Annotated in this window: 10 protein-coding genes and 3 rRNA genes; 11 read left to right on the forward strand and 2 right to left on the reverse strand. The window is 70.1% G+C overall.

Going from position 1 to position 19193, the window contains the following annotated elements; translation table 11 throughout:
• Positions 1 to 366: 366 nt before the first annotated feature.
• From JJJ15_RS07370 to JJJ15_RS07385, 4 genes are all read left to right on the forward strand, one after another.
• Positions 367 to 1911, forward strand: a 16S ribosomal RNA gene (locus JJJ15_RS07370).
• 460 nt (positions 1912 to 2371) lie between these two features.
• Positions 2372 to 5554 (forward strand): 23S ribosomal RNA (locus JJJ15_RS07375).
• 244 nt (positions 5555 to 5798) lie between these two features.
• Positions 5799 to 5915: ribosomal RNA gene (gene rrf / locus JJJ15_RS07380) — 5S ribosomal RNA — on the forward strand.
• The 16S, 23S and 5S rRNA genes sit together here, the layout of an rRNA operon.
• 209 nt (positions 5916 to 6124) lie before the next feature.
• On the forward strand, positions 6125 to 6985 hold the full coding sequence (locus tag JJJ15_RS07385) for a glutathione transferase (protein WP_106110110.1): 861 nt from the start codon (positions 6125 to 6127) through the stop codon (positions 6983 to 6985).
• Positions 6986 to 7241: 256 nt separating this feature from the next.
• Here JJJ15_RS07385 and JJJ15_RS07390 read toward each other — a convergent pair whose 3' ends face one another.
• Positions 7242 to 8975, reverse strand: coding sequence for a DUF885 domain-containing protein (locus JJJ15_RS07390; protein WP_106110111.1), 1734 nt, complete (start codon positions 8973 to 8975; stop codon positions 7242 to 7244).
• A 603-nt stretch (positions 8976 to 9578) separates the two neighbouring features.
• Between JJJ15_RS07390 and JJJ15_RS07395 the strand changes: the two genes are divergently transcribed.
• Complete coding sequence (locus tag JJJ15_RS07395; protein ID WP_246741960.1) at positions 9579 to 10190, forward strand: low molecular weight protein-tyrosine-phosphatase; 612 nt, start codon at positions 9579 to 9581, stop codon at positions 10188 to 10190.
• Positions 10191 to 10235: 45 nt separating this feature from the next.
• On the opposite strand, the gene JJJ15_RS07400 is transcribed toward JJJ15_RS07395, so the two are convergent.
• On the reverse strand, positions 10236 to 11471 hold the full coding sequence (locus JJJ15_RS07400) for an alpha/beta hydrolase (RefSeq protein ID WP_200510310.1): 1236 nt from the start codon (positions 11469 to 11471) through the stop codon (positions 10236 to 10238).
• 810 nt (positions 11472 to 12281) lie between these two features.
• Between JJJ15_RS07400 and JJJ15_RS07405 the strand changes: the two genes are divergently transcribed.
• From JJJ15_RS07405 to JJJ15_RS07430, 6 genes are all read left to right on the forward strand, one after another.
• Positions 12282 to 13550: a site-specific integrase gene (locus tag JJJ15_RS07405; RefSeq protein WP_200510311.1), complete on the forward strand. Its 1269-nt coding sequence runs from the start codon at positions 12282 to 12284 to the stop codon at positions 13548 to 13550.
• A complete protein-coding gene (locus tag JJJ15_RS07410; RefSeq protein ID WP_200510312.1) occupies positions 13547 to 14500 on the forward strand; it encodes a hypothetical protein in 954 nt (317 codons plus the stop codon). The genes JJJ15_RS07405 and JJJ15_RS07410 overlap by 4 nt, the downstream gene beginning before the upstream one ends.
• Positions 14501 to 14667: 167 nt before the next feature.
• Complete coding sequence (locus JJJ15_RS07415; protein WP_200510313.1) at positions 14668 to 14886, forward strand: helix-turn-helix domain-containing protein; 219 nt, start codon at positions 14668 to 14670, stop codon at positions 14884 to 14886.
• Entirely contained in the window at positions 14883 to 15539 is a 657-nt protein-coding gene (locus JJJ15_RS07420; RefSeq protein ID WP_200510314.1) for a hypothetical protein, read from the forward strand. The genes JJJ15_RS07415 and JJJ15_RS07420 overlap by 4 nt, the downstream gene beginning before the upstream one ends.
• Positions 15536 to 17140 carry a DUF3631 domain-containing protein gene (locus tag JJJ15_RS07425; protein WP_200510315.1) on the forward strand — a complete coding sequence of 535 codons (1605 nt, stop codon included), beginning with the start codon at positions 15536 to 15538 and terminating at the stop codon, positions 17138 to 17140. Before JJJ15_RS07420 ends, JJJ15_RS07425 begins: the two co-directional genes overlap by 4 nt.
• A complete protein-coding gene (locus tag JJJ15_RS07430) occupies positions 17137 to 17364 on the forward strand; it encodes a hypothetical protein (protein ID WP_200510316.1) in 228 nt (75 codons plus the stop codon). The genes JJJ15_RS07425 and JJJ15_RS07430 overlap by 4 nt, the downstream gene beginning before the upstream one ends.
• Positions 17365 to 19193 lie beyond the last annotated feature (1829 nt).

Raw genomic sequence — 19193 nt, forward strand, 5'->3', positions numbered from 1 at the left:
TCGCCACGAGCCGTGAGGCCTGTGGGGACCGAGGAACTCGACGGTGCGAATGAGGTGCCCCAAGAGGCTGGGATCACAACTCCCGGGTTTGACGGCGGCGAATTCGCCTGCTAAGTTCTTCGAGCGCCGCACGGCGACGACAGAGGATTCGTTCCTCCGGTAGTCGGGGTGCTGGGTGTGTTGTTTGAGATCTCGATAGTGTGTCTTGTTTTTGTGTTTTTGTTTGTCTGGTTTTTTGCTGGGTGTGTTCTGGGGCCTGGTGCTTGGGTTCTGGGGTGTGCTTGGCTTGTTTTGTTTGTCTGGGTGGTGCTGGTTCCTGGGGGGCTTGTGTTTCCTGGGTTCGTGGTGTCTCCTGGGTGATTGGTTTTTTTGGAGAGTTTGATCCTGGCTCAGGACGAACGCTGGCGGCGTGCTTAACACATGCAAGTCGAACGGGCCTGCTCCTTGTGGGTGGGTTAGTGGCGAACGGGTGAGTATCACGTGAGTAACCTGCCCCCTGCTCCTGGATAACGCTCTGAAAGGGGTGCTAATACGGGGTGTGCTGGTGCTGCCGCATGGTGGTGCCGGGATAGGTTCCCCTTTTTTTGGGGTTCTGGTGGGGGATGGGCTCGCGGCCTATCAGCTTGTTGGTGGGGTGATGGCCTACCAAGGCGGTGACGGGTAGCCGGCCTGAGAGGGTGGACGGCCACACTGGGACTGAGACACGGCCCAGACTCCTGCGGGAGGCAGCAGTGGGGGGTATTGCGCAATGGGCGGAAGCCTGACGCAGCGACGCCGCGTGAGGGACGGAGGCCTTCGGGTTGTGAACCTCTTTCGCCGGTGGAGAAGGCGCCCCCGTGTGGGGTGCTGACTGTAGCCGGGTTAAGAAGCGCCGGCTAACTACGTGCCAGCAGCCGCGGTAATACGTAGGGCGCGAGCGTTGTCCGGAGTTACTGGGCGTAAAGGGCTTGTAGGCGGCTGGTCGCGTCCGCCGTGAAATCCCCTGGCTCAACCGGGGGCGTGCGGTGGGTACGGGCCGGCTTGAGTGCGGTAGGGGAGGCTGGAACTCCTGGTGTAGCGGTGGAATGCGCAGATATCAGGAAGAACACCGGTGGCGAAGGCGGGTCTCTGGGCCGTTACTGACGCTGAGGAGCGAGAGCGTGGGGAGCGAACAGGATTAGATACCCTGGTAGTCCACGCCGTAAACGTTGGGCACTAGGTGTGGGGGGCCTCTTCCGGGTCGTCCGCGCCGTAGCTAACGCATTAAGTGCCCCGCCTGGGGAGTACGGCCGCAAGGCTAAAACTCAAAGGAATTGACGGGGGCCCGCACAAGCGGCGGAGCATGCGGATTAATTCGATGCGACGCGAAGAACCTTACCAGGGCTTGACATGGGCCGGTCGTCCGCGGAGACGCGGGCTCCCCTTGCGGGGCCGGTCCGCAGGTGGTGCATGGTTGTCGTCAGCTCGTGTCGTGAGATGTTGGGTTAAGTCCCGCAACGAGCGCAACCCCTGTCCCGTGTTGCCAGCACGTCGTGGTGGGGACTCGCGGGAGACTGCCGGGGTCAACTCGGAGGAGGGTGGGGACGACGTCAAATCATCATGCCCCTTATGTCCTGGGCTTCACGCATGCTACAATGGCCGGTACAGAGGGTTGCGATGCCGTGAGGCGGGGCGAATCCCTTAAAGCCGGTCTCAGTTCGGATCGGTGTCTGCAACTCGACACCGTGAAGCTGGAGTCGCTAGTAATCGCGGATCAGCAACGCCGCGGTGAATACGTTCTCGGGCCTTGTACACACCGCCCGTCACGTCATGAAAGCCGGTGACGCCCGAAGCCCGTGGCCCCACGGGGAGCGGTCGAAGGCGGGGCTGGTGATTGGGACGAAGTCGTAACAAGGTAGCCGTACCGGAAGGTGCGGCTGGATCACCTCCTTTCTAGGGATCTAGGGGCCTGCGAGGGGGCGGGGGGCGCGCACGGGCGCGTCCCCGGGTCCCCTCGTGGCCCGTCGGGAGGGGCCGGACGGACGGATGCACGGGAGCACGCTCCCCTCTCACCCTGCGTTCTGCTGGGTGGGTGGGGGGTGCCCGCCCTCTTTCTGCTGCTTCCTGCGCGTGTGCGTGGGGTGTGGTGGTGGGGGGTGGGGGCATGCTGTCGGGGTCTGGGGCTGCGTGCCCTTTTGTGTCCTGCTTCTGCTTCTCTCCTGGTTGTTTGCTGCTGCTTGTTTGGTGGTGGTGTGGGGGGTTGTGGGGGTGTGGGTGGGTTGGTTGTGAACTGTATAGTGGACGCGAGTATCTTTGTTCTCTGTGGTGTGTTTTTGTTGTGTGCCTCGCGCCCGGGTCCTGCTGCGCTGTTCGTGGTGTGGTGGGTTCTGGGGCGTGGTTTCTGCCTGTGTTGTGTGTTGTTTTTATGGGCGTTCGGTGGATGCCTTGGCACCAGGGGCCGATGAAGGACGTGGTGGACTGCGATAAGCCTCGGGGAGCCGTCTTGCGGGCCTTGATCCGAGGGTTTCCGAATGGGGGGACCCGGCGCCCGTCACGGGGCGTCACCCGCGTCTGAATGTATAGGGCGTGTGGGGGTTACGCGGGGAAGTGAAACATCTCAGTACCCGTAGGAGAGGATATTCCGTGAGTAGTGGCGAGCGGAAGCGGATGATGGCTGAAACCGTCGTGGTGCTGGTTACCCGGCAGGGTCTGCCGCGGCGGGGTTGTGGGGTCGTGCCGTCCTGTTCCTGCCGGGGCGGGGGCGTGGTGAGAAACCGTGGTGGTAGCCGAACCCCCTGGGACGGGGGGCCGTGGAGGGTGAGAGCCCCGTAGGCGGAACTGCCTCGGCCGCGCTGGCACGGTGCCCGAGTAGCACGGGGCACGTGGAATCCTGTGTGAATCTGCTGGGACCACCCGGCTGCCTGAATACCTCCTGGTGACCGATAGCGGAGTAGTACCGTGAGGGAACGGTGAAAAGTACCCCGGGAGGGGAGTGAAAGAGTACCTGAAACCGGGCGCCTACGAGCCGTCAGGGCCCTTGCGCCCCCCCGTTTTTCGTGGGGGGTGGGGGGTGGTGGCGTGCCTATTGAAGAATGAGCCTGCGAGTCAGTGGCGTGTCGCGAGGTTAACCCGTTGTGGGGTAGCCGTAGCGAGGGCGAGTCCGAAGAGGGCGTCTAGTGGCGCGTCCTGGACCCGAAGCGGGGTGATCTACCCATGGCCAGGCTGAGGCACGTGTAAGAGCGTGTGGAGGGCCGGACCCGCCTGGGTTGAAAACCGGGGGGATGAGCTGTGGGTAGGGGTGAAAGGCCAATCAGACTCCGTGATAGCTGGTTCTCCCCGAAATGCATTTGGGTGCAGCGTCGCGTGGTCCCCGGCGGAGGTAGAGCTACTGGTTGGCTGATGGGCCCCACAGGGTTACTGGGGTCAGCCAAACTCCGAATGCCGTCGGGTGCGAGCGCGGCAGTGAGACCGCGGGGGATAAGCTCCGTGGTCGAGAGGGGAACAGCCCGGACCGCCGGCTAAGGCCCCTAAGCGCGCGCTAAGTGGGAAAGGATGTGCGGCCGCGGTGACAACCAGGAGGTTGGCTCAGAAGCAGCCACCCTTGAAAGAGTGCGTAACAGCTCACTGGTCAAGTGGTCGTGCGCCGACAATGTAGCGGGGCTCAAGCGCGCCGCCGAAGCCGCGGACCCTCCTTGGCCCCTCCTCGTGGGGGGTGGGGGGTGGTAGGGGAGCGTCCTGTGCTGGGTGAAGCCGGTGGGGTGACCCCTGGTGGACGGTGCGGGAGCGAGGATGCAGGCATGAGTAGCGAGACCGGGGTGGGAGTCCCCGGCGCCGTGTGACCAAGGGTTCCAGGGGAAGGTTCGTCCGCCCTGGGTGAGTCGGGGCCTAAGGCGAGGCCGACAGGCGTAGTCGATGGGTGACGGGTTGATATTCCCGTACCGGTGGGGCACCGCCCGTGCTGACTGGTGGGTGCTAACCCACGCCGGGTGCCGCCTTCTTCCCCTGCCGCGGGTTTCGGCCCGGGTGGGGGTGGTGGCGTCCTGGTCTGGGGGTCCTCCGCCTTGGTAGGCAAGCGTGTTAACAGGGGTGACGCACAGTGGTAGCCTCCGCGGGCCTGATGGCTTGGCCCGTCCAACCGTGTGGCCCGTCCCCCAGGTAAATCCGGGGGGCTGTCTTTGGTGACGAGGGTGAGGCGGGACGGTGACCTGCCCCGTGGGGCGGGGAAGCAGGGTGATCCTGTGGTGCCTAGAAAAGCCTCGACGCGATGGTGTGAGCCGCCCGTACCCTATACCGACACAGGTGGTCCGGCAGAGTATGCCGAGGCGGGCGGGTGAACCGTGGTGAAGGAACTCGGCAAGATGCCCCCGTAACTTTGGGAGAAGGGGGGCCCTGTCCCCTGAGGCCCCGTGCGGGCTGGGGGGGCGGGCCGCAGAGACCAGGGGGGAGCGACTGTTTACTAAAAACACAGGTCCGTGCGAAGCCGTAAGGCGATGTATACGGACTGACGCCTGCCCGGTGCTGGAAGGTCAAGAGGATCCGTCAGCCCCCCGCGGGGGGTGAAGCGGTGAGTTCAAGCCCCAGTAAACGGCGGTGGTAACTATAACCATCCTAAGGTAGCGAAATTCCTTGTCGGGTAAGTTCCGACCTGCACGAATGGCGTAACGACTCCCCCGCTGTCTCCACCACGGGCCCGGTGAAATTGCACTACGAGTAAAGATGCTCGTTACGCGCAGAAGGACGGAAAGACCCCGGGACCTTTACTGCAGCTTGGTATTGGCGTCCGCCGTGTCCTGTGCAGGATAGGTGGGAGGCGTGGATCCCGGCGCGCCAGCGTCGTGGGGAGCCGTTGTTGGGATACCACTCTGGGTGCGGCGTGCGCCTGAACCTCGGCCCGTGACCCGGGTCAGGGACAGTGCCTGGTGGGTAGTTTAACTGGGGCGGTTGCCTCCTAAAGGGTAACGGAGGCGCTCAAGGGTCCCCTCAGCCTGGTCGGTAACCAGGTGTCGAGTGCAAGCGCACAAGGGGGCTTGACTGCGAGACCGACGGGTCGGGCAGGTGCGAAAGCAGGAGCTAGTGATCCGGCGGCCCCGTGTGGGTGGGCCGTCGCTCAACGGATAAAAGGTACCCCGGGGATAACAGGCTGATCCTGCCCAAGAGTCCATATCGACGGCATGGTTTGGCACCTCGATGTCGGCTCGTCGCATCCTGGGGCTGGAGCAGGTCCCAAGGGTTGGGCTGTTCGCCCATTAAAGCGGTACGCGAGCTGGGTTTAGAACGTCGTGAGACAGTTCGGTCCCTATCCTCTGCGCGCGTTGGAGGCCTGAGGGGGCCTGTCCCTAGTACGAGAGGACCGGGACGGACGGACCTCTGGTGTGCCAGTTGTCCCGCCAGGGGCACGGCTGGTTGGCTACGTCCGGGAGGGGTAACCGCTGAAGGCATCTAAGCGGGAAACCATCCCCGAGACCAGGCCTCCGCACGACCACCCCTGCTGGGGTGGTGTGGTAGGCCCCCGGTAGACGACCGGGTTGATAGGCCGGGCGTGGAAGCGGGGTGACCCGTGGAGCTGACCGGTACTAACAGGCCGACACAACACACAAACACACGCGAACGAGCACGCGTCAGGCACACGGAGCGTGCCACGGACCACCCCCCAGGCGGGGGTGGGCGTCCACTATACGGTCCACGACCAACCCCCACCACACACGCTGGTCCGCACCACACCGGTGCACGAGCGGGCGTGGGACACACGAGAACAGAACACGGGGCACGCACACCACCGGGACACCACCCCCCACACCCGGGGGGCCACAGTAGCCCGTGGGAGCCCCTACCAGGCCCGTCCTGGTGGTCATAGCGGGGGAGCCACGCCCGGCCCCATACCGAACCCGGAAGCTAAGACCCCCAGCGCCGATGGTACTGCACCCGCCAGGGTACGGAAGAGCAGGACACCACCAGGACAACCACCTGAGGCTGAGCCCTCGGTGCCACCACGAATGTGGTGCCACCGAGGGCTCCCTCCTCTTCCTCCACGGAGACGGTCACGGGGTCCCGGCGGCGTCGGGACCCGTGGACGGCTCCGCGACGGTTCGCCTGCGGTGAATGACCGTGCGAGCTACCTCGCAAGGGCTCAGGATGGAGATAACGCCCCACGAGCCCGGGAGGACCTATGCCCATCTCACCCTCGCACCGTTTCACAGAGGGCGACCTCGCCGTCGAGCCAGGCCGCTACCAGCTGGTAGCCTCCAGTTCCTGCCCATGGTGTCGACGTGTGCTCATTGCCCGGCGGATTCTAGGACTGACGGAGGCCCTGCCCGTCTCATGGTCCTACGGCCGGGGTGAGGACGGCTACTGGGAGCTCACCGGATCCGACGGTGCCCCTGGGATCGACCCCGCCCTGGAGGCCCGGTCCCTGGCTGAGGTCTATGCCAGCACCCCCGGCTACACCCCACCCCCCACCCTCCCGGCCCTGGTAGACCTCAACGACGGCCACGTCGTCATGGCCGACTCGGGGGCGCTCCTCTTTGACCTGGCTACTGCCTGGTCCCCCTTCCACCGGTCCAACGCCCCCCAGCTCTACCCGCTGGACCGCCGCCTGTCCACCGACGCCTGGGACGAGTGGCTGACCGCGGAGGTCAACGCCCCCCACGGGGTGGTCACCCACTCCAAGGACCCGGAGGAGATCGAGGAGGCCTCCAACTGCGTCCTGACCGCCTTCGACGTCGTCGACACCCTCCTGGCCCGGGCGACCGGCATGGAGGCCAGCCACGAGGACGCCCTGACCTTCTCCGACGGGCCCGGCCTGGCCGCCGTCATCTCCGTCGAGCAGTACCTGTGCGGCTCCTACCCCATGGGCAGCGACATCCGCCTGTTCACCACCATCCAGTCCTACGAGTACGGCGGTCGGCAGGCCTACCCCGAGACCGGCCCCTCCATCTCCTTCTGGCCGGCGCTGGCACGCTGGTTCCGGGCCCTGGAGGTGCGCACCGACTGGGTCGGTTTCGAGGAGCGTGCCGCCCTGGGCCTGTGATCCCCGATCCTACCGCCCCGGGCCGGTAAGCCCGGGTGCACCACTGGGCAGGTCCTCGCTCGTGAGCGGCTGACGGCCTCGCCCGCAGCCCCCGCCACGTGGTAGGTCCTCGGTCGTAAGCGGTAGGGGGCAGGATCCTGATCCCGCCGCTCCTGCCCCAGGTGCCCCCACGACCACCTGCCCGGGCCCGCCTGCGGCGCGCGGCCGCGCACCACCGCACCCACAGCGACCTGCCAGCTACCTGCCCGGGCCCGCCTCAGGCCAGGGCCTGACGCAGGACGTCCAGGCCCACGCTGCCCAGGGCCAGGGCCCGGGTGTGGAAGCCCCGCAGGCTCGCCTCGCCCCCGACCACCCGCTGGGTCGCCAGGGCGGCGTCGCGCGTCTCCTCCCACAGCCGCTGACCCACCGCGTAGGAGGGCGCCTGCCCCGGCCAGCCCAGGTAGCGGTCGAGCTCAAAGCGCAGGAAGGACTCGCCCATGGCTACGTTGTGGCGCAGGAAGGCCCAGGCGGAGGGCGCGTCCCACCTGCCCGGTCCCACGCCGGGCAGGTCGGCCAGCTCGGTGGGCCGCTTCTTGCCCAGGTGCACGCCAATGTCCAGGACCACGCGCGCGGCGCGCAGGCGCTGGGAGTCCAGCATGCCCATACGGTCACCGGGGTCGTCCTGGAACCCCAGGTCGGCCATGAGGCGCTCGGCGTACAGGGCCCAGCCCTCGCCGTGACCGCTCACCCAGCAGCACAGGCGCCGCCAGGAGTTGAGGGTGTCACGCAGGTAGGTCTGCGTCCCCACCTGGAGGTGGTGGCCCGGCACGCCCTCGTGGAAGACGGTGGTGCGTTCCTGCCAGGTGGAGAAGTCCGTGGTGCCCGCGGGGACCGACCACCACATGCGTCCCGGGCGTGAGAAGTCGTCGCTGGGGCCCGTGTAGTAGATGCCGCCCGTGGCCGACGGGGCGATCCGGCACTCCAGGGTCCGCAGCGGCTCGGGGATGTCGAAGTGGACACCGTCGAGGGCCTCGATGGCGGCGTCGGAGGTCTCCTGCATCCAGGCCTGGAGGGCGTCGGTGCCGTGGACCCGCCGGGCGGGGTCGGCGTCCAGGCGCCGCAGGGCCTCACGCACGCTCGTGCCCGGCCCGTAGAGGCGCTCGGCGATCGTCCGCTGCTCGGCGTCAATGGCCGCCAGCCGCGTCCGCCCCCACTCGTAGGTCTCGTCCAGGTCCACCCGCGCACCCAGGAAGCTGCGGCTGAACAGCTCGTAGCGCTCTCGTCCGACGGCGTCGTCCTCACTGGCCAGCGGCAGGATCTTGCGTTCCAGGAAGGAGGCGAGGCCGTCGTAGGCCGCCCGGGCCCTGGCGGCGGAGCGGGAGAGCTCACGGGCCAGGGGCTCGGGCACCGCCGTGGCCTGCTCGCCCTGGCCGACCTGCGCGTTGGCCAGCAGCGTCTCGAAGGAGGACTGCTCACCGGCCTGGGTGCGGGCCTGCCCCATGACGGCCTCGACCTGCCGACGGGAGGCCACCTGGCCGCGGGAGGCCGCCAGGAGCAGGGAGTCCTGGTAGCCCGACAGGGCCCGGGGCACGTCACCCAGGGCGGAGGCCAGGTTCCCCCAGTCCTCGGTGGTGGCCGTGGGCAGCAGGTCGAAGACGTCGCGCAGGCCCTGGGCGGGTGAGGCGATGACGTTGAGGGACCGCAGGTCCTCGCCCGCGGCCGCCATCTCCGCCTCCACCCCCAGGCGCTCACGCATGGCCGCCAGGGTCACCTGGTCCACGTCGTCGGTAGGGGCGGTGGCCTCGATCTCGCGCAGGACACGGTCCCGTAGGGCCGCACCGGCCTCCAGTCCCTCGGGGGAGTAGTCGTCCAGGCGGCCGCGCACGCCCGGCAGGCCGCAGACGACGGCGAACTCCGGGGAGAGGACGGCCAGGTCGGCGACGTAGCGCTCCGCGACGGCGTCGAGCGTGCTGGGGGTTCGGCGGGCTGTGGAGGGCACGGGCTGATTCATAACGCTGAGACTACGGGAGACCCCGGCCGACGTCAGCGCCGACGTCAGCACTGGTGCCGGACCCGGGCGCCGCGTGTGGTGGATCCCGGTGCGGGTGCCTGGGGCCGCGGTCTTACGTGTGGTGCCGTTCCGCGGTCGGCTGCGCCCTGGCCGGCGTCGAGCGGAGTGGCGTGCCATGGTCTAGATCACTCTGCTGGGTGCGATGCGGTGTGGGTCTTGCGGCGTGCGATGCGGTGCGGATCTCGGGCGTGATCTGCGGTGTGGGTCCCGTGTCGGTCCTGGGCGTGGTGGCCGGCGTGGGTGCCTGGGGCGGTGGGTTCCGGGTGTGGGCGTCTGGGGGCGGTGGTTGAAGCTTCCGACGACGATTACGAGCGTACCTGCCGTGGCCTTGCACGCTGGGACTGCGGGAGGACGGAGCTGGCACCACCGTCCGGGGCGTGCTGTGGCCTCACGCGCTGGGGCCGCGGCGTGCTCCCTCAGAGGCAGAGGAGGCCCTCGAACTGTGGCCTCACGCGCTGGGGCCGCGGTCTTAGTGGGGCCGTTGCGCGGTCGGCCTGATCGCCGTGATCCTGCCGCGGAAGGGCGGTGTGAGAGCCTTGGGTCATGAACCTGCCGCCAGCTCGTCACCCCGACGGCCCCTACCGGGTCGTCATGGTCTGTACCGGCAATATCTGCTGGTCCCCCATGGCCGAGGCGGTCCTGCGTGACCACCTCCAGGCTGCCGGGATGCTGTCTCCGGACCGGGCCGGGGTGGGTCCATCGCGTCTGGACCGGGTCGGGGCGCCCGGCGTGGAGGTCACCAGCGCGGGGGTCTCCGGCGAGGAGTACGGCAACCCCATGGATCCCTGTGCCCTGCGGATCCTGCGTGAGGCCGGCTACGGCGTCGGGCCTGGGGCCGATGACGCCGCGGGCCGGACAATGCGCACCCACCGGGCGCACCGCATGAGCGACGCCGAGCTCACCTCCGCCGACCTCGTGCTGGCCATGACCCGTAGGCAGGTGAAGGCGCTCCGACGCCGGGCCGGTCCCCTGCGTGCCGGCCAGAAGCGGATCCAGCTCTACCGGGCGTACGACCCGCTTGCGGTCGGGCTGGCCACGGTGGACCTGGACGTCCCCGACCCCTGGTACGGGGACCACGCGGACTTCGTGGGCACCCTGGCGGTGGTGGAGAGGGTCAGCCAGGCCCTGGTCGAGGCCCTGGCCGGGGCCCGGTGAGAGTAGGGACGAGAGGCAGGTGCCAGCGGCGTCGGGCAGGCGCTGTCAGGGCAGGCGCTCGGCGAGCCAGGTGGTGACCGTGCGCAGGTACTCGCTGCGGGCGGGCTCAGGGGACAGGGCCAGGTCGTGGACGCCGCCCTCGATCTGGATGACGGTGACGTCCTGGCCCAGGAAGGGGGCGCGGGCCATAATCCGCTCCACGGAGAGCACCGCGTCGGCGCGCAGGGCGTCCTGGATGGGGTCCCCCGGGTGCCAGGACGCCGTCGAGCAGGTCACCAGCACCGGCACCCTGATCCCCAGGCCGTGGTGCACGTCCCGCTGGAGCCGCCGGATGCCGGCGATAAAGCCCGCCGTGACCGGGAACCCGGGGGAGGGCTTGAGCCGCAGGTCCCAGTTCCACTCCCCGCCCCACCGGGCGTGCAGGGCACGGTTGTAGGGGTCGGCCAGGCGCGGGTCGGCGTCGGCGCCCGCCGCGGACTCCGCCGGGTTGGAGAGCCTGTGCCCAGGATCCACCTTGGCCAGCAGCTCGACGGCGGCCGAGCCGTAGGAGCGCATAAAGGCGGAGGCGTTGAAGTCCAGCCACGGGGAGTTCAGGACGACGGCGTCCACACGGCTGGTGCTGGGCGGTACCTCGTCCTTGTGGTCGCCCGCCCAGATGGCCGCCTGGAGGCCGCCGGTGGAGTGGGCGTTGAGGACGACCACGGAGTGCCGGTGCTCGGTGCGGATAATGCGCAGGGCCTCGTTGATCTCCTCGTAGTGGACCCGCAGGTCGAGCACGTCGTGGGGGGAGGGGCCAGGGGCGGTGGGCGGCCCGGCGGGCTCTCTCGGGATGGCGGGGTCTCTTGGGGTGGTTGGCCCGCTCTGGTCCGGGGTGCTCCGGTCTGGGGCGTTCTGGCCTGGCCCGCTCTGGCCCGAGGTGCTCTGGCCTGGCCCGCTCTGGCCCGCCGGGGCGGGGGTGGCGGGGTCGGCCTGGGGGGCCGTGAGCCCCACCTGGGCGGACCGGCCGCAGGCACGCAGGTCCAGGGCGTAGAACTCGTAGCCCGCGTCCAGGAACGCCTGGGCCAGGTGGGTCTGGAAGAAGTAGTCGTTGCGCCCGTGGAGGTAGAGGACGGCACGGGGGTGGCGAGGGGCCGCGCCGGGTGCGGGCACCGCCTGACGCTGGTGGACCAGGACCGCGTGGTCGGCGCCGGGTGCGGCTGCGGCGTCGGTCACCGGGATACGACGGGCTACCCAGGGCTCGCCGAGAATGTCTGGGGTCGGGGTCGGTGCTGCGGCGTCCATGGACAAAGTCTTCCACACACGGCGGCCTGGTTGGGTGCGGCCTGGTCGGGTAAGGTCCGCCTCTGCTGGCGGGCCCCGCCCCTGAGCGCGACCGTGCTCCCAGCCGGATAGCGGACCCGGCTGCAGTCTTCAACGCGCTCTTCGGTAGGCGGACGCGCTCTTCGTTAGGTAGGCGTCTTCTCCGGTAGGTGAACGCTCTTTAGGGCATATGGACGCCTCCTGGACTAGCGTTCATCTGCCCGTGAGCGCGTTCACCCGCACGAAATGGCGTTCACCTGCACGAAATAGCGTTTGCGGGCGCTGGCTCTCATTAAGGTCATGGGGTGTGTGGTGCCGGAGTGCGTGTCTTGAGGTCGACGACGGCTTGCGTGGGGTGTGGCTGGGGGTGCGCGGCCCCGGCGTCGTGGGCGGGGATGGGCCGGTGGTGCTGAGGGCGTTCTCCTCCGGGCCGGTAAGCGGCCCCCTGGTCCGGGCGCGGGCCCACCTGTCCCGACCCACCAGGGCCCGTCTCCGTGTTCCCACTGGGACCCCATCGCTACGTGCGTCGGTCCCCGGTACCCGACTTTTCGTTGGGATACCGGGGACCGTGGTGGCGGTAGCGCTGGGATTCGAATCAGGCGATACGGGTTCCGGGGTGTGCCGGGGGATCGGCGTCAGTTCGCGGTTTCCGTTGCGGTTCCAACGGATGGTCCCGGTAGGGGGAGACCACGGTGACCCACTGAGACCCACCAGAACCCACCGAAAGTGATACCGTTGTTCCACGTGCGTTCCACGCTCACACAGGGACGAACCCCAGTCAGGAGAACAGTCATGGCGCGTCGGCAGGCGTTCGGGAACATCTCACGACTCCCCTCCGGCAACTACCGCGCCCGCTACAAGGACCCCAGGGTGGTCCCGCCCCTGCGTGGGTCATGGGTCAACGCGCCCCGGACGTTCGCCACGAAGCGGGCCGCGGAGGCGTGGCTGTCGTCCGTGCGCACCACCGTCGAACAGGGCACGTGGAAGCACCCCGACCAGGTGGCCGCGGAGGAGGCCGCCAGGCTCCGGCCCTTCGGGCAGTACGCGACCGACTGGCTGGCCACACGCCCCCTGACCCGCGCCACGCGGGACAGCTACCGGTCCCTCTACACCACGCACCTGGCCCCCCGCTGGGCGGCGGTACCGCTGAGGCAGGTCACCACCGCGGACGTGCGCTCGTGGGTCGCCACCGACCTCGCACCGGGCCGGCCGGGCGCCCGCAAGCACGCCTACGACCTGTTCCGCACGATCATGGCCACCGCCGTCGAGGACGACCTGCTCGACACCAGCCCCTGCAAGCGGGGCATGCTGGGCAGCGGCAAGGCCGGCCCGGGCACCAGCAGCCGCCACGCGCCCCGCGCCCTGACCCCGGCCGAGGTGGTCGCGCTCGCGGACGAGGTACCCGCCTACATGCGGGTCCTGGTGCTGCTGCTGTGCACCACGGGGATGCGCAGCGGCGAGCTGCGGGAGCTGCGGGTCAGGGACCTGGACCTCAGGGGCAGGAGCATCACGGTCACCAGGGCGGTCACCGGGTCGGGCAGGACGCTGACGGTAGGGACCCCGAAGACCACGGCCGGGGTCCGCACGGTACACCTGGACGCGGCCACGGCACGCCTGCTGGCCGACCACCTCGCGGCCCGCGGCGTGAGAGGGCGTGACGCCCTGGTGTTCCCCTCGTCCCGGGACGCGGGCACCCACATGCCCCAGCGGACGATGCAGATCAACATCGCACGGGCCTGCCGGCGCCTGGGCATAGAGCACACCTCCCCCCACGACTTCCGTAACACGGCGGCCTCCCTGGCCGGCCGGACCCCGGGGGTCAGCCCCCGGGACGTGCAGGAGATGCTCGGGCAGGCCACACCGGGCATGGCCCTGCGCTACATGCGCTCCGACGAGGACCACCAGAGACGCATCAGCGCCGCCGTGGCCGGCGAGGTGCTGGGGGCCGCGAGCGCGGGCGTGACACGTATCAGCACGACGAGAAGGGAGACAGGCGTGAGGGACCACGAGGGCGCCACCGGTGCGGTGGCGGACGGGACCACGGGAAGGAGGAGCGCGTGAGCAGCCCGGGAGAACAGGTGCGGGTCGTGTGCGCCCGGGGAGAGTGGCACAAGGCGGGTAGGCCGCGGGTGCTGGCGACCTTCGTCCGTGACGACGACCCGGTGACGGCCGACTACCGGGATCCTGGCACCGGGCGCGGGTGGCGTGCGCTGAGGGACGGCGGCACGGACCCCTACCAGTGGGCGGCCCCCATGGGGGAGCGCGTGCGCGCCTACCGTGACGCGCCACCGGTGACGTTCGACGTGGAGCGGAGCCACCTCGACTGCCAGCGGTGCGCCTACCTCCTGTCAGAGAGCCTCCCCCTCCTTCCGGGCGGGCTCGGGGACCCGCGTGCCGGGCACCTGGAGGACTGCGCCCGCTGGTCGGCGGTGTGCCCGTGCGGGTGGCCCACGTGGAACGTGCCCGTGCGGCTCATGGCCCCGCTCCTGGAGGAGGCCGCCGGTAAGGGCAGGGACGTGGGTGCCGAGGATGTCGAGGCCGTGTCCTGGGGCTGGCCGGGGACGACGTGGAACGACGACAGGAAGCCGCACGGCGGGCAGGACGCCCCCGACGACAAGGAGATCCGGGCCCACCTCAGGGCCGCGGGCAGGGGGACGCCGCCCGGGGGCCTGGCCCCCGGCACGCGCGGCCTCGTCCCCGTGGGCGTCGTCGCCGTGATGGAGCGGCCCCAGGCCGACTACCCCGCGGCCGCCGTGCGGGCCGTGACCGTCGCCTACGACCCGGACGACGTCTACCGCCCTGGTGACGGGGTCCGCCTGCCGGGCGGGTGGAAGGCCGTCGAGGGCGTCGGACGCGGGGAGGACGGCCGCCTCCGTCTCGAGGCCGACGACCGCGTGCAGTTCCGGGCCGGGCAGCTGGTGGAGGTGTGCGAGGGACTGCGCGCGCGGGGCGTCCGTACCGTCCACCTCGGGGACCTGGCCCCCGACGTGCTACGGGCGCCAGGGACCTGACAGTACGGACTGGGCGACACGGCGACCGTGGTGTACGCTGGGGCCATCCGATGGCCGCAGACCGGCACTGAGGGCTTACGACCTCCTTGGTAGGGGTACGAGGCAGCGCCCGGGGTAGGAGTGTACCTACTCCAGGGCCTGCCCCTCCTAAAGGAAGGAGCTTCGCGATGGCGAAGCCCAAGCCCGCCCCCGACGCCCTGACTCTCGCCCTCACCGTCAAGCGGTTCGCCCGCTGCGTGGACATGAGCGAGAACGGCGTCCTCAACCTCATCGCCCGCGGGGAGCTCAAGGCGATCCGCCTCGGCAGGGCCGTCCGCGTCCCCCTCAGCGAGTTCGACCGCCTCGGCCTGCCCCGCCCCACCTTCGGGGAGGGCGACGCGCGGTGACCGGACACAGTAGCGCCCCCCACCCGCGCACCACGCAGGAGGGGGGCACCACACCCAGCACCCCCGATACTACCAGGCCGACGGCAGGAAGCCACCTGACCACCGAGGACCGCGTCGTCCTCGACCAGGGCCGGCACAGGTATCTCGCGGACCCGGTACCGACCAGGTTCCAGAACCTCCTTGACGCGGCCCACGAGCACAACCAGGAGGAGCACAGAACGTTCCTGAGGGCCTGGGCGGACGCGGTTGACGCCCAGGTGCAGGCCGAGGCCACAGCCGCTCTCAAGGCCTCTCAGAGGACCAGGGAGGCAACCCACGGGGCCTGGCAGGAGCGCGTGGCCACCATGAGCCCGTCAGCGCTCGCGGAGCTGGAGTCCGCCGTCCGCTTCGGCGAGTCCCTCGCGTACCCCGAGGCCTACGAGCAGGGCCTGCGTGACGGCTTCCGGCTCGGTGAGCGGGCCGGTCAGGCCCGGGGCCGCTACCTCGAGGCCGCCGCCGCCGACGACGCCGACAGGCGCTGGCGGGCACAGGTCGGGCGCGACGTGGCCGCGAGCGCCGCCCGGCCCTCCTACGCGGAGCTGTGCGAGCGGCGCGGCGAGCCCGAGCGGGCCGAGCGCGCCCGCCGCCTCCTGGCCGAGAGGGGGATCGCGTGAGCGGGACCCACACCGGCCAGGACCTCGACGCCTTCGGCTACGACGCCCCCGCCCCCGGCGACGCCACCCACCGCGCCGTCACCCACCTGAGGAGCACGTGGCAGCACCAGGACGGGGCCGCCCTGCTCGACGACGTGGAGGCCTTCTACAACCGTTTCGTGGTCTACCCCGGTGAGCACGAGAGGGTCGCGCACGTCCTGTGGACGGCCCACGCCCACCGCATGGACCTGTGGGACTCCACCCCTCGCCTGGCGTTCATGTCCCCCGAGCCCGGCTCCGGCAAGAGCAGGGCCCTGGAGGTCACCGCCGCCCTCGTGCCCAGGCCCCTGCACGCCGTGAACGCGACCGTGCCCTACCTCATCCGCAAGATCGCCGACCCCGACGGTACACCCACCCTCCTGTACGACGAGATCGATACCGTGTTCGGCCCCAAGGCCAGGGACGCCAGCGAGGACCTGCGCGGCGTGCTCAACGCCGGCCACCGCCGGGGCGCGGTGAGCGGACGGTGCAGGATCGTCGGCAAGACCGTGGAGCCCGAGGAGCTGCCCGCCTACTGCGCGGTCGCGCTCGCGGGCCTGCACGACCTGCCCGACACGATCCGCACCCGCTCCGTCGTGGTCAGGATGCGCCGCCGCCGCCCCGACGAGAGGGCCGAGCCGTGGAGGGCCCGCGACGGGGAGGCCGCCGCCGCCCCGCTGCGCACCAGGCTGGAGGCGTGGGCGGCCACGCTGCCGGAGAGGATCACACGGTGGCCGACCATGCCGGACGGCGTGGAGGACCGTGACGCCGACGTGTGGGAGGCCCTGCTCACGGTGGCCGACCACGCCGGCGGGAACTGGCCCCACCGCGCCCGACAGGCCGCCACGGCCCTCGTGGCCGCCTCCAGGACGGTGGCAGTGACCAGTGGCGTACGCCTCCTGGCCGACCTGCGTGACCTGTTCACCCAGGGCGGCCACGACAAGCTGCTCACCACCGACGTCACCGACCACCTCAACGCCCTGGAGGAGGCGCCGTGGTCGGCCTACAGCAACGGGAAGGGCGTCGGCCCACGTGACCTGGCCCGCCTCCTGGCACCCTACGGCGTGTCCTCCCGCAGCGTGCGTGACGGGGAGCGGACGGGTAAGGGCTACCGGGCTACCGACCTGGCCGACCCCTGGGCCCGCTACCTGCCCGAGGACGGACGTCCCCCGGCCCGTGAGACCGGTGCGGCGGACCCTGTGGGCCCGGGATCCTCCGTCACAAGGGTCACAACGTCACAACCGCGTGTTCGCGCCGGTCTCGTCGTCGTCACCGGGGAGGGTGTGACGGCACAAGGGTCACACCGCCACAACCGCCACGGGCGCGGCCCCGGGGACGCCCCCGCCCCTACCACCACCCACGACGGGCCCGCCGTCCCGGTCTGCCGCGTCTGCCACGGGCCCCGCACCCCCTACCCCGGTGACGGCGGCACGCACCCCACCTGCCGTCCCGTGGCCCCGCACCCCGCACCCGGCCACCACCACCCACCGACGGGCGTCGAACACGTGTTCGAGTCCGCTGCCCCGGCGCTCGCGGCCCCGGCGGCTACCCTGGTGGCAGACACCGAGCAGGAGGGGCGATGACCGAGGACGAGGAGCGCAGGCTCCTGGAGGCCGTCAGGCGGGCCAGCGAGGCCAGCAGGAGCGAGACCGAGCGGGCACGGCGGATCATGGCCGACGCCGCCGCGGCCCGTGCGCTGGCCGTGCAGGCGGCCCTGGACGCGGGGATCCCACGGCAGCGGATCGCCGAGGCCGCGGGGACGGACCGGAACAACCTCTACAGGATCGTCGGCCGCAAGCCGCGTTAGCGGTCCGTAGTGATTGCGTCCCTGGGGGCGAGGGGCTACAGTTACTCGTGCGGTCCAAGGAGACCGCACACGTGACGAAGAGTGACCCCGTGCTCGCTATCGACTTGGCGGAAGAGCGCGAGCACGGGGCGGTCCCCCCTGGAGGAGGAGTCCTCATGCTACCCCGCACGCCCGCGAGCGCGCACCCCGCCCCCACGACGCCCGTGGCACCGACGCCACGCGCCCCTGCCCCCACGACGCCCCCGGCACGGTAGCTGACACCCGCTCCTGAGGCCGCCAGGACCCCTTTCCCGGCGCCCTCAGGGGCCCGTGCGGGTCACCGTGCACCCGGCGCGTTCCAGACCCCCTAGCGCTTCTCAGTGGGGCCGAGGCATACCCCTACCGAACCGGTCGAGCCTCCGGCCGGAGCCGGCGTCTCGCGAACGCCGACCAGGTCCACAGGGCAGCTCACCCCCGGAACAGGGGTGGGCTAGCCGTCGTGGGTGAATGTCGCAGAACGGGGGCGGGGGCAGGCGGGCCGCTCTGGGGGTAGGGGACGCTCCGGGAGAGCCAGCCCCCGCAGGGGTCCGCCCGCAACCACCCACCCACCCGCACCCGACCACGACACGACCACGAGCCCGACCACCCACGGACGTGACCGTGACGGATGTGCCGTCACACCCTCCCCGGCGACGACGACGAGACCGGCGCGAACACGCGGTTGTGACCCTGTGACGGATGTGACGGCACACCACGGGACGTCCGGTCCTCCCTGCGAGAGGGTGTCGGAAGTGTCGAGAGTGTCGAGTCCGTGGGCGTCCGCGAGCGCGGTGGTGGTCTCGTACACGTGTTCGGTACCCCGGCGGGCGGAAGGCCTCACCACGCACTGGTCCTGGGAGTGCGTCTCGTCAGTGCATAAGCTCTGGGCACCGAGGAGCAGTTGGGCCGGGTAGCGCGGTGCCGTCACGACGTCGTGGCAGTGCACCGGCTGTGGTGGCAGGGTACGGCGGTCGGCGTCGTCGCGCAAGCTGGCTGCGGCGTCGCGGCGGAGCCGCTGACGCGGAGGTGACGTGCAGGAGAGACCGGTTCGCCAATGGTCTTCGCGTCCGGTCGCGGCGGCCCCGCCGCAGCGACAAGACCTTCGTCCCAGGCCGGCTCGTCGCCCTGCGGGCGCCGTCCGCCGCTGTGCCGCGCGGTTCAATAACGGTTCCTACTAACGGTTCTATCCTTTATATAGGGGGGTGCACCCATGCACCCCCCCCTGCACCCATGCACCCCCCCCTGCACCCATGCACCCCCCCCTGCACCCATGCACCCCCTGTGGATAACTTCTGGGACCGACGTCCTACACGCTGCGAGGCCCGTGCGACCGCCCCGCACCCACCCAGGACGTGCCCAACACCACACCACAGCTGAGACAGAACTCACGCCCAGGACGCCGGGAAATCCCACCATCCGGACACCACCACACGTGCCGGCACAAGGGTCACACCCACCCACCCATACACCCCACCGCATAAACCCCCACCCAGGGAGAGGGCGCCGAACCTGCGACGACAACGGACCCCGTGGGCCCGGGATCCTCCGTCACAAGGGTCACAACGTCACAACCGCGGGATACCGCCACCCACGCCCACGACCCCCACGACCACGTGCCGGCACAAGGGTCACACGGTCACGCCCGTGGCGGTGTGACCCTTGTGCCGTCACACCCTCCCCGGCGACGACGACGAGACCGGCGCGAACACGCGGTTGTGACCCTGTGACGGATGTGACGGCACACCACGGGACGCCGAGGACGCGACCCCCACGACGACGGGACCACCCGGGAACCCACGCCCCCTGGTACA

This window comes from Actinomyces sp. HMT897 (assembly GCF_016626125.1).
GTDB lineage: Bacteria > Actinomycetota > Actinomycetes > Actinomycetales > Actinomycetaceae > Actinomyces.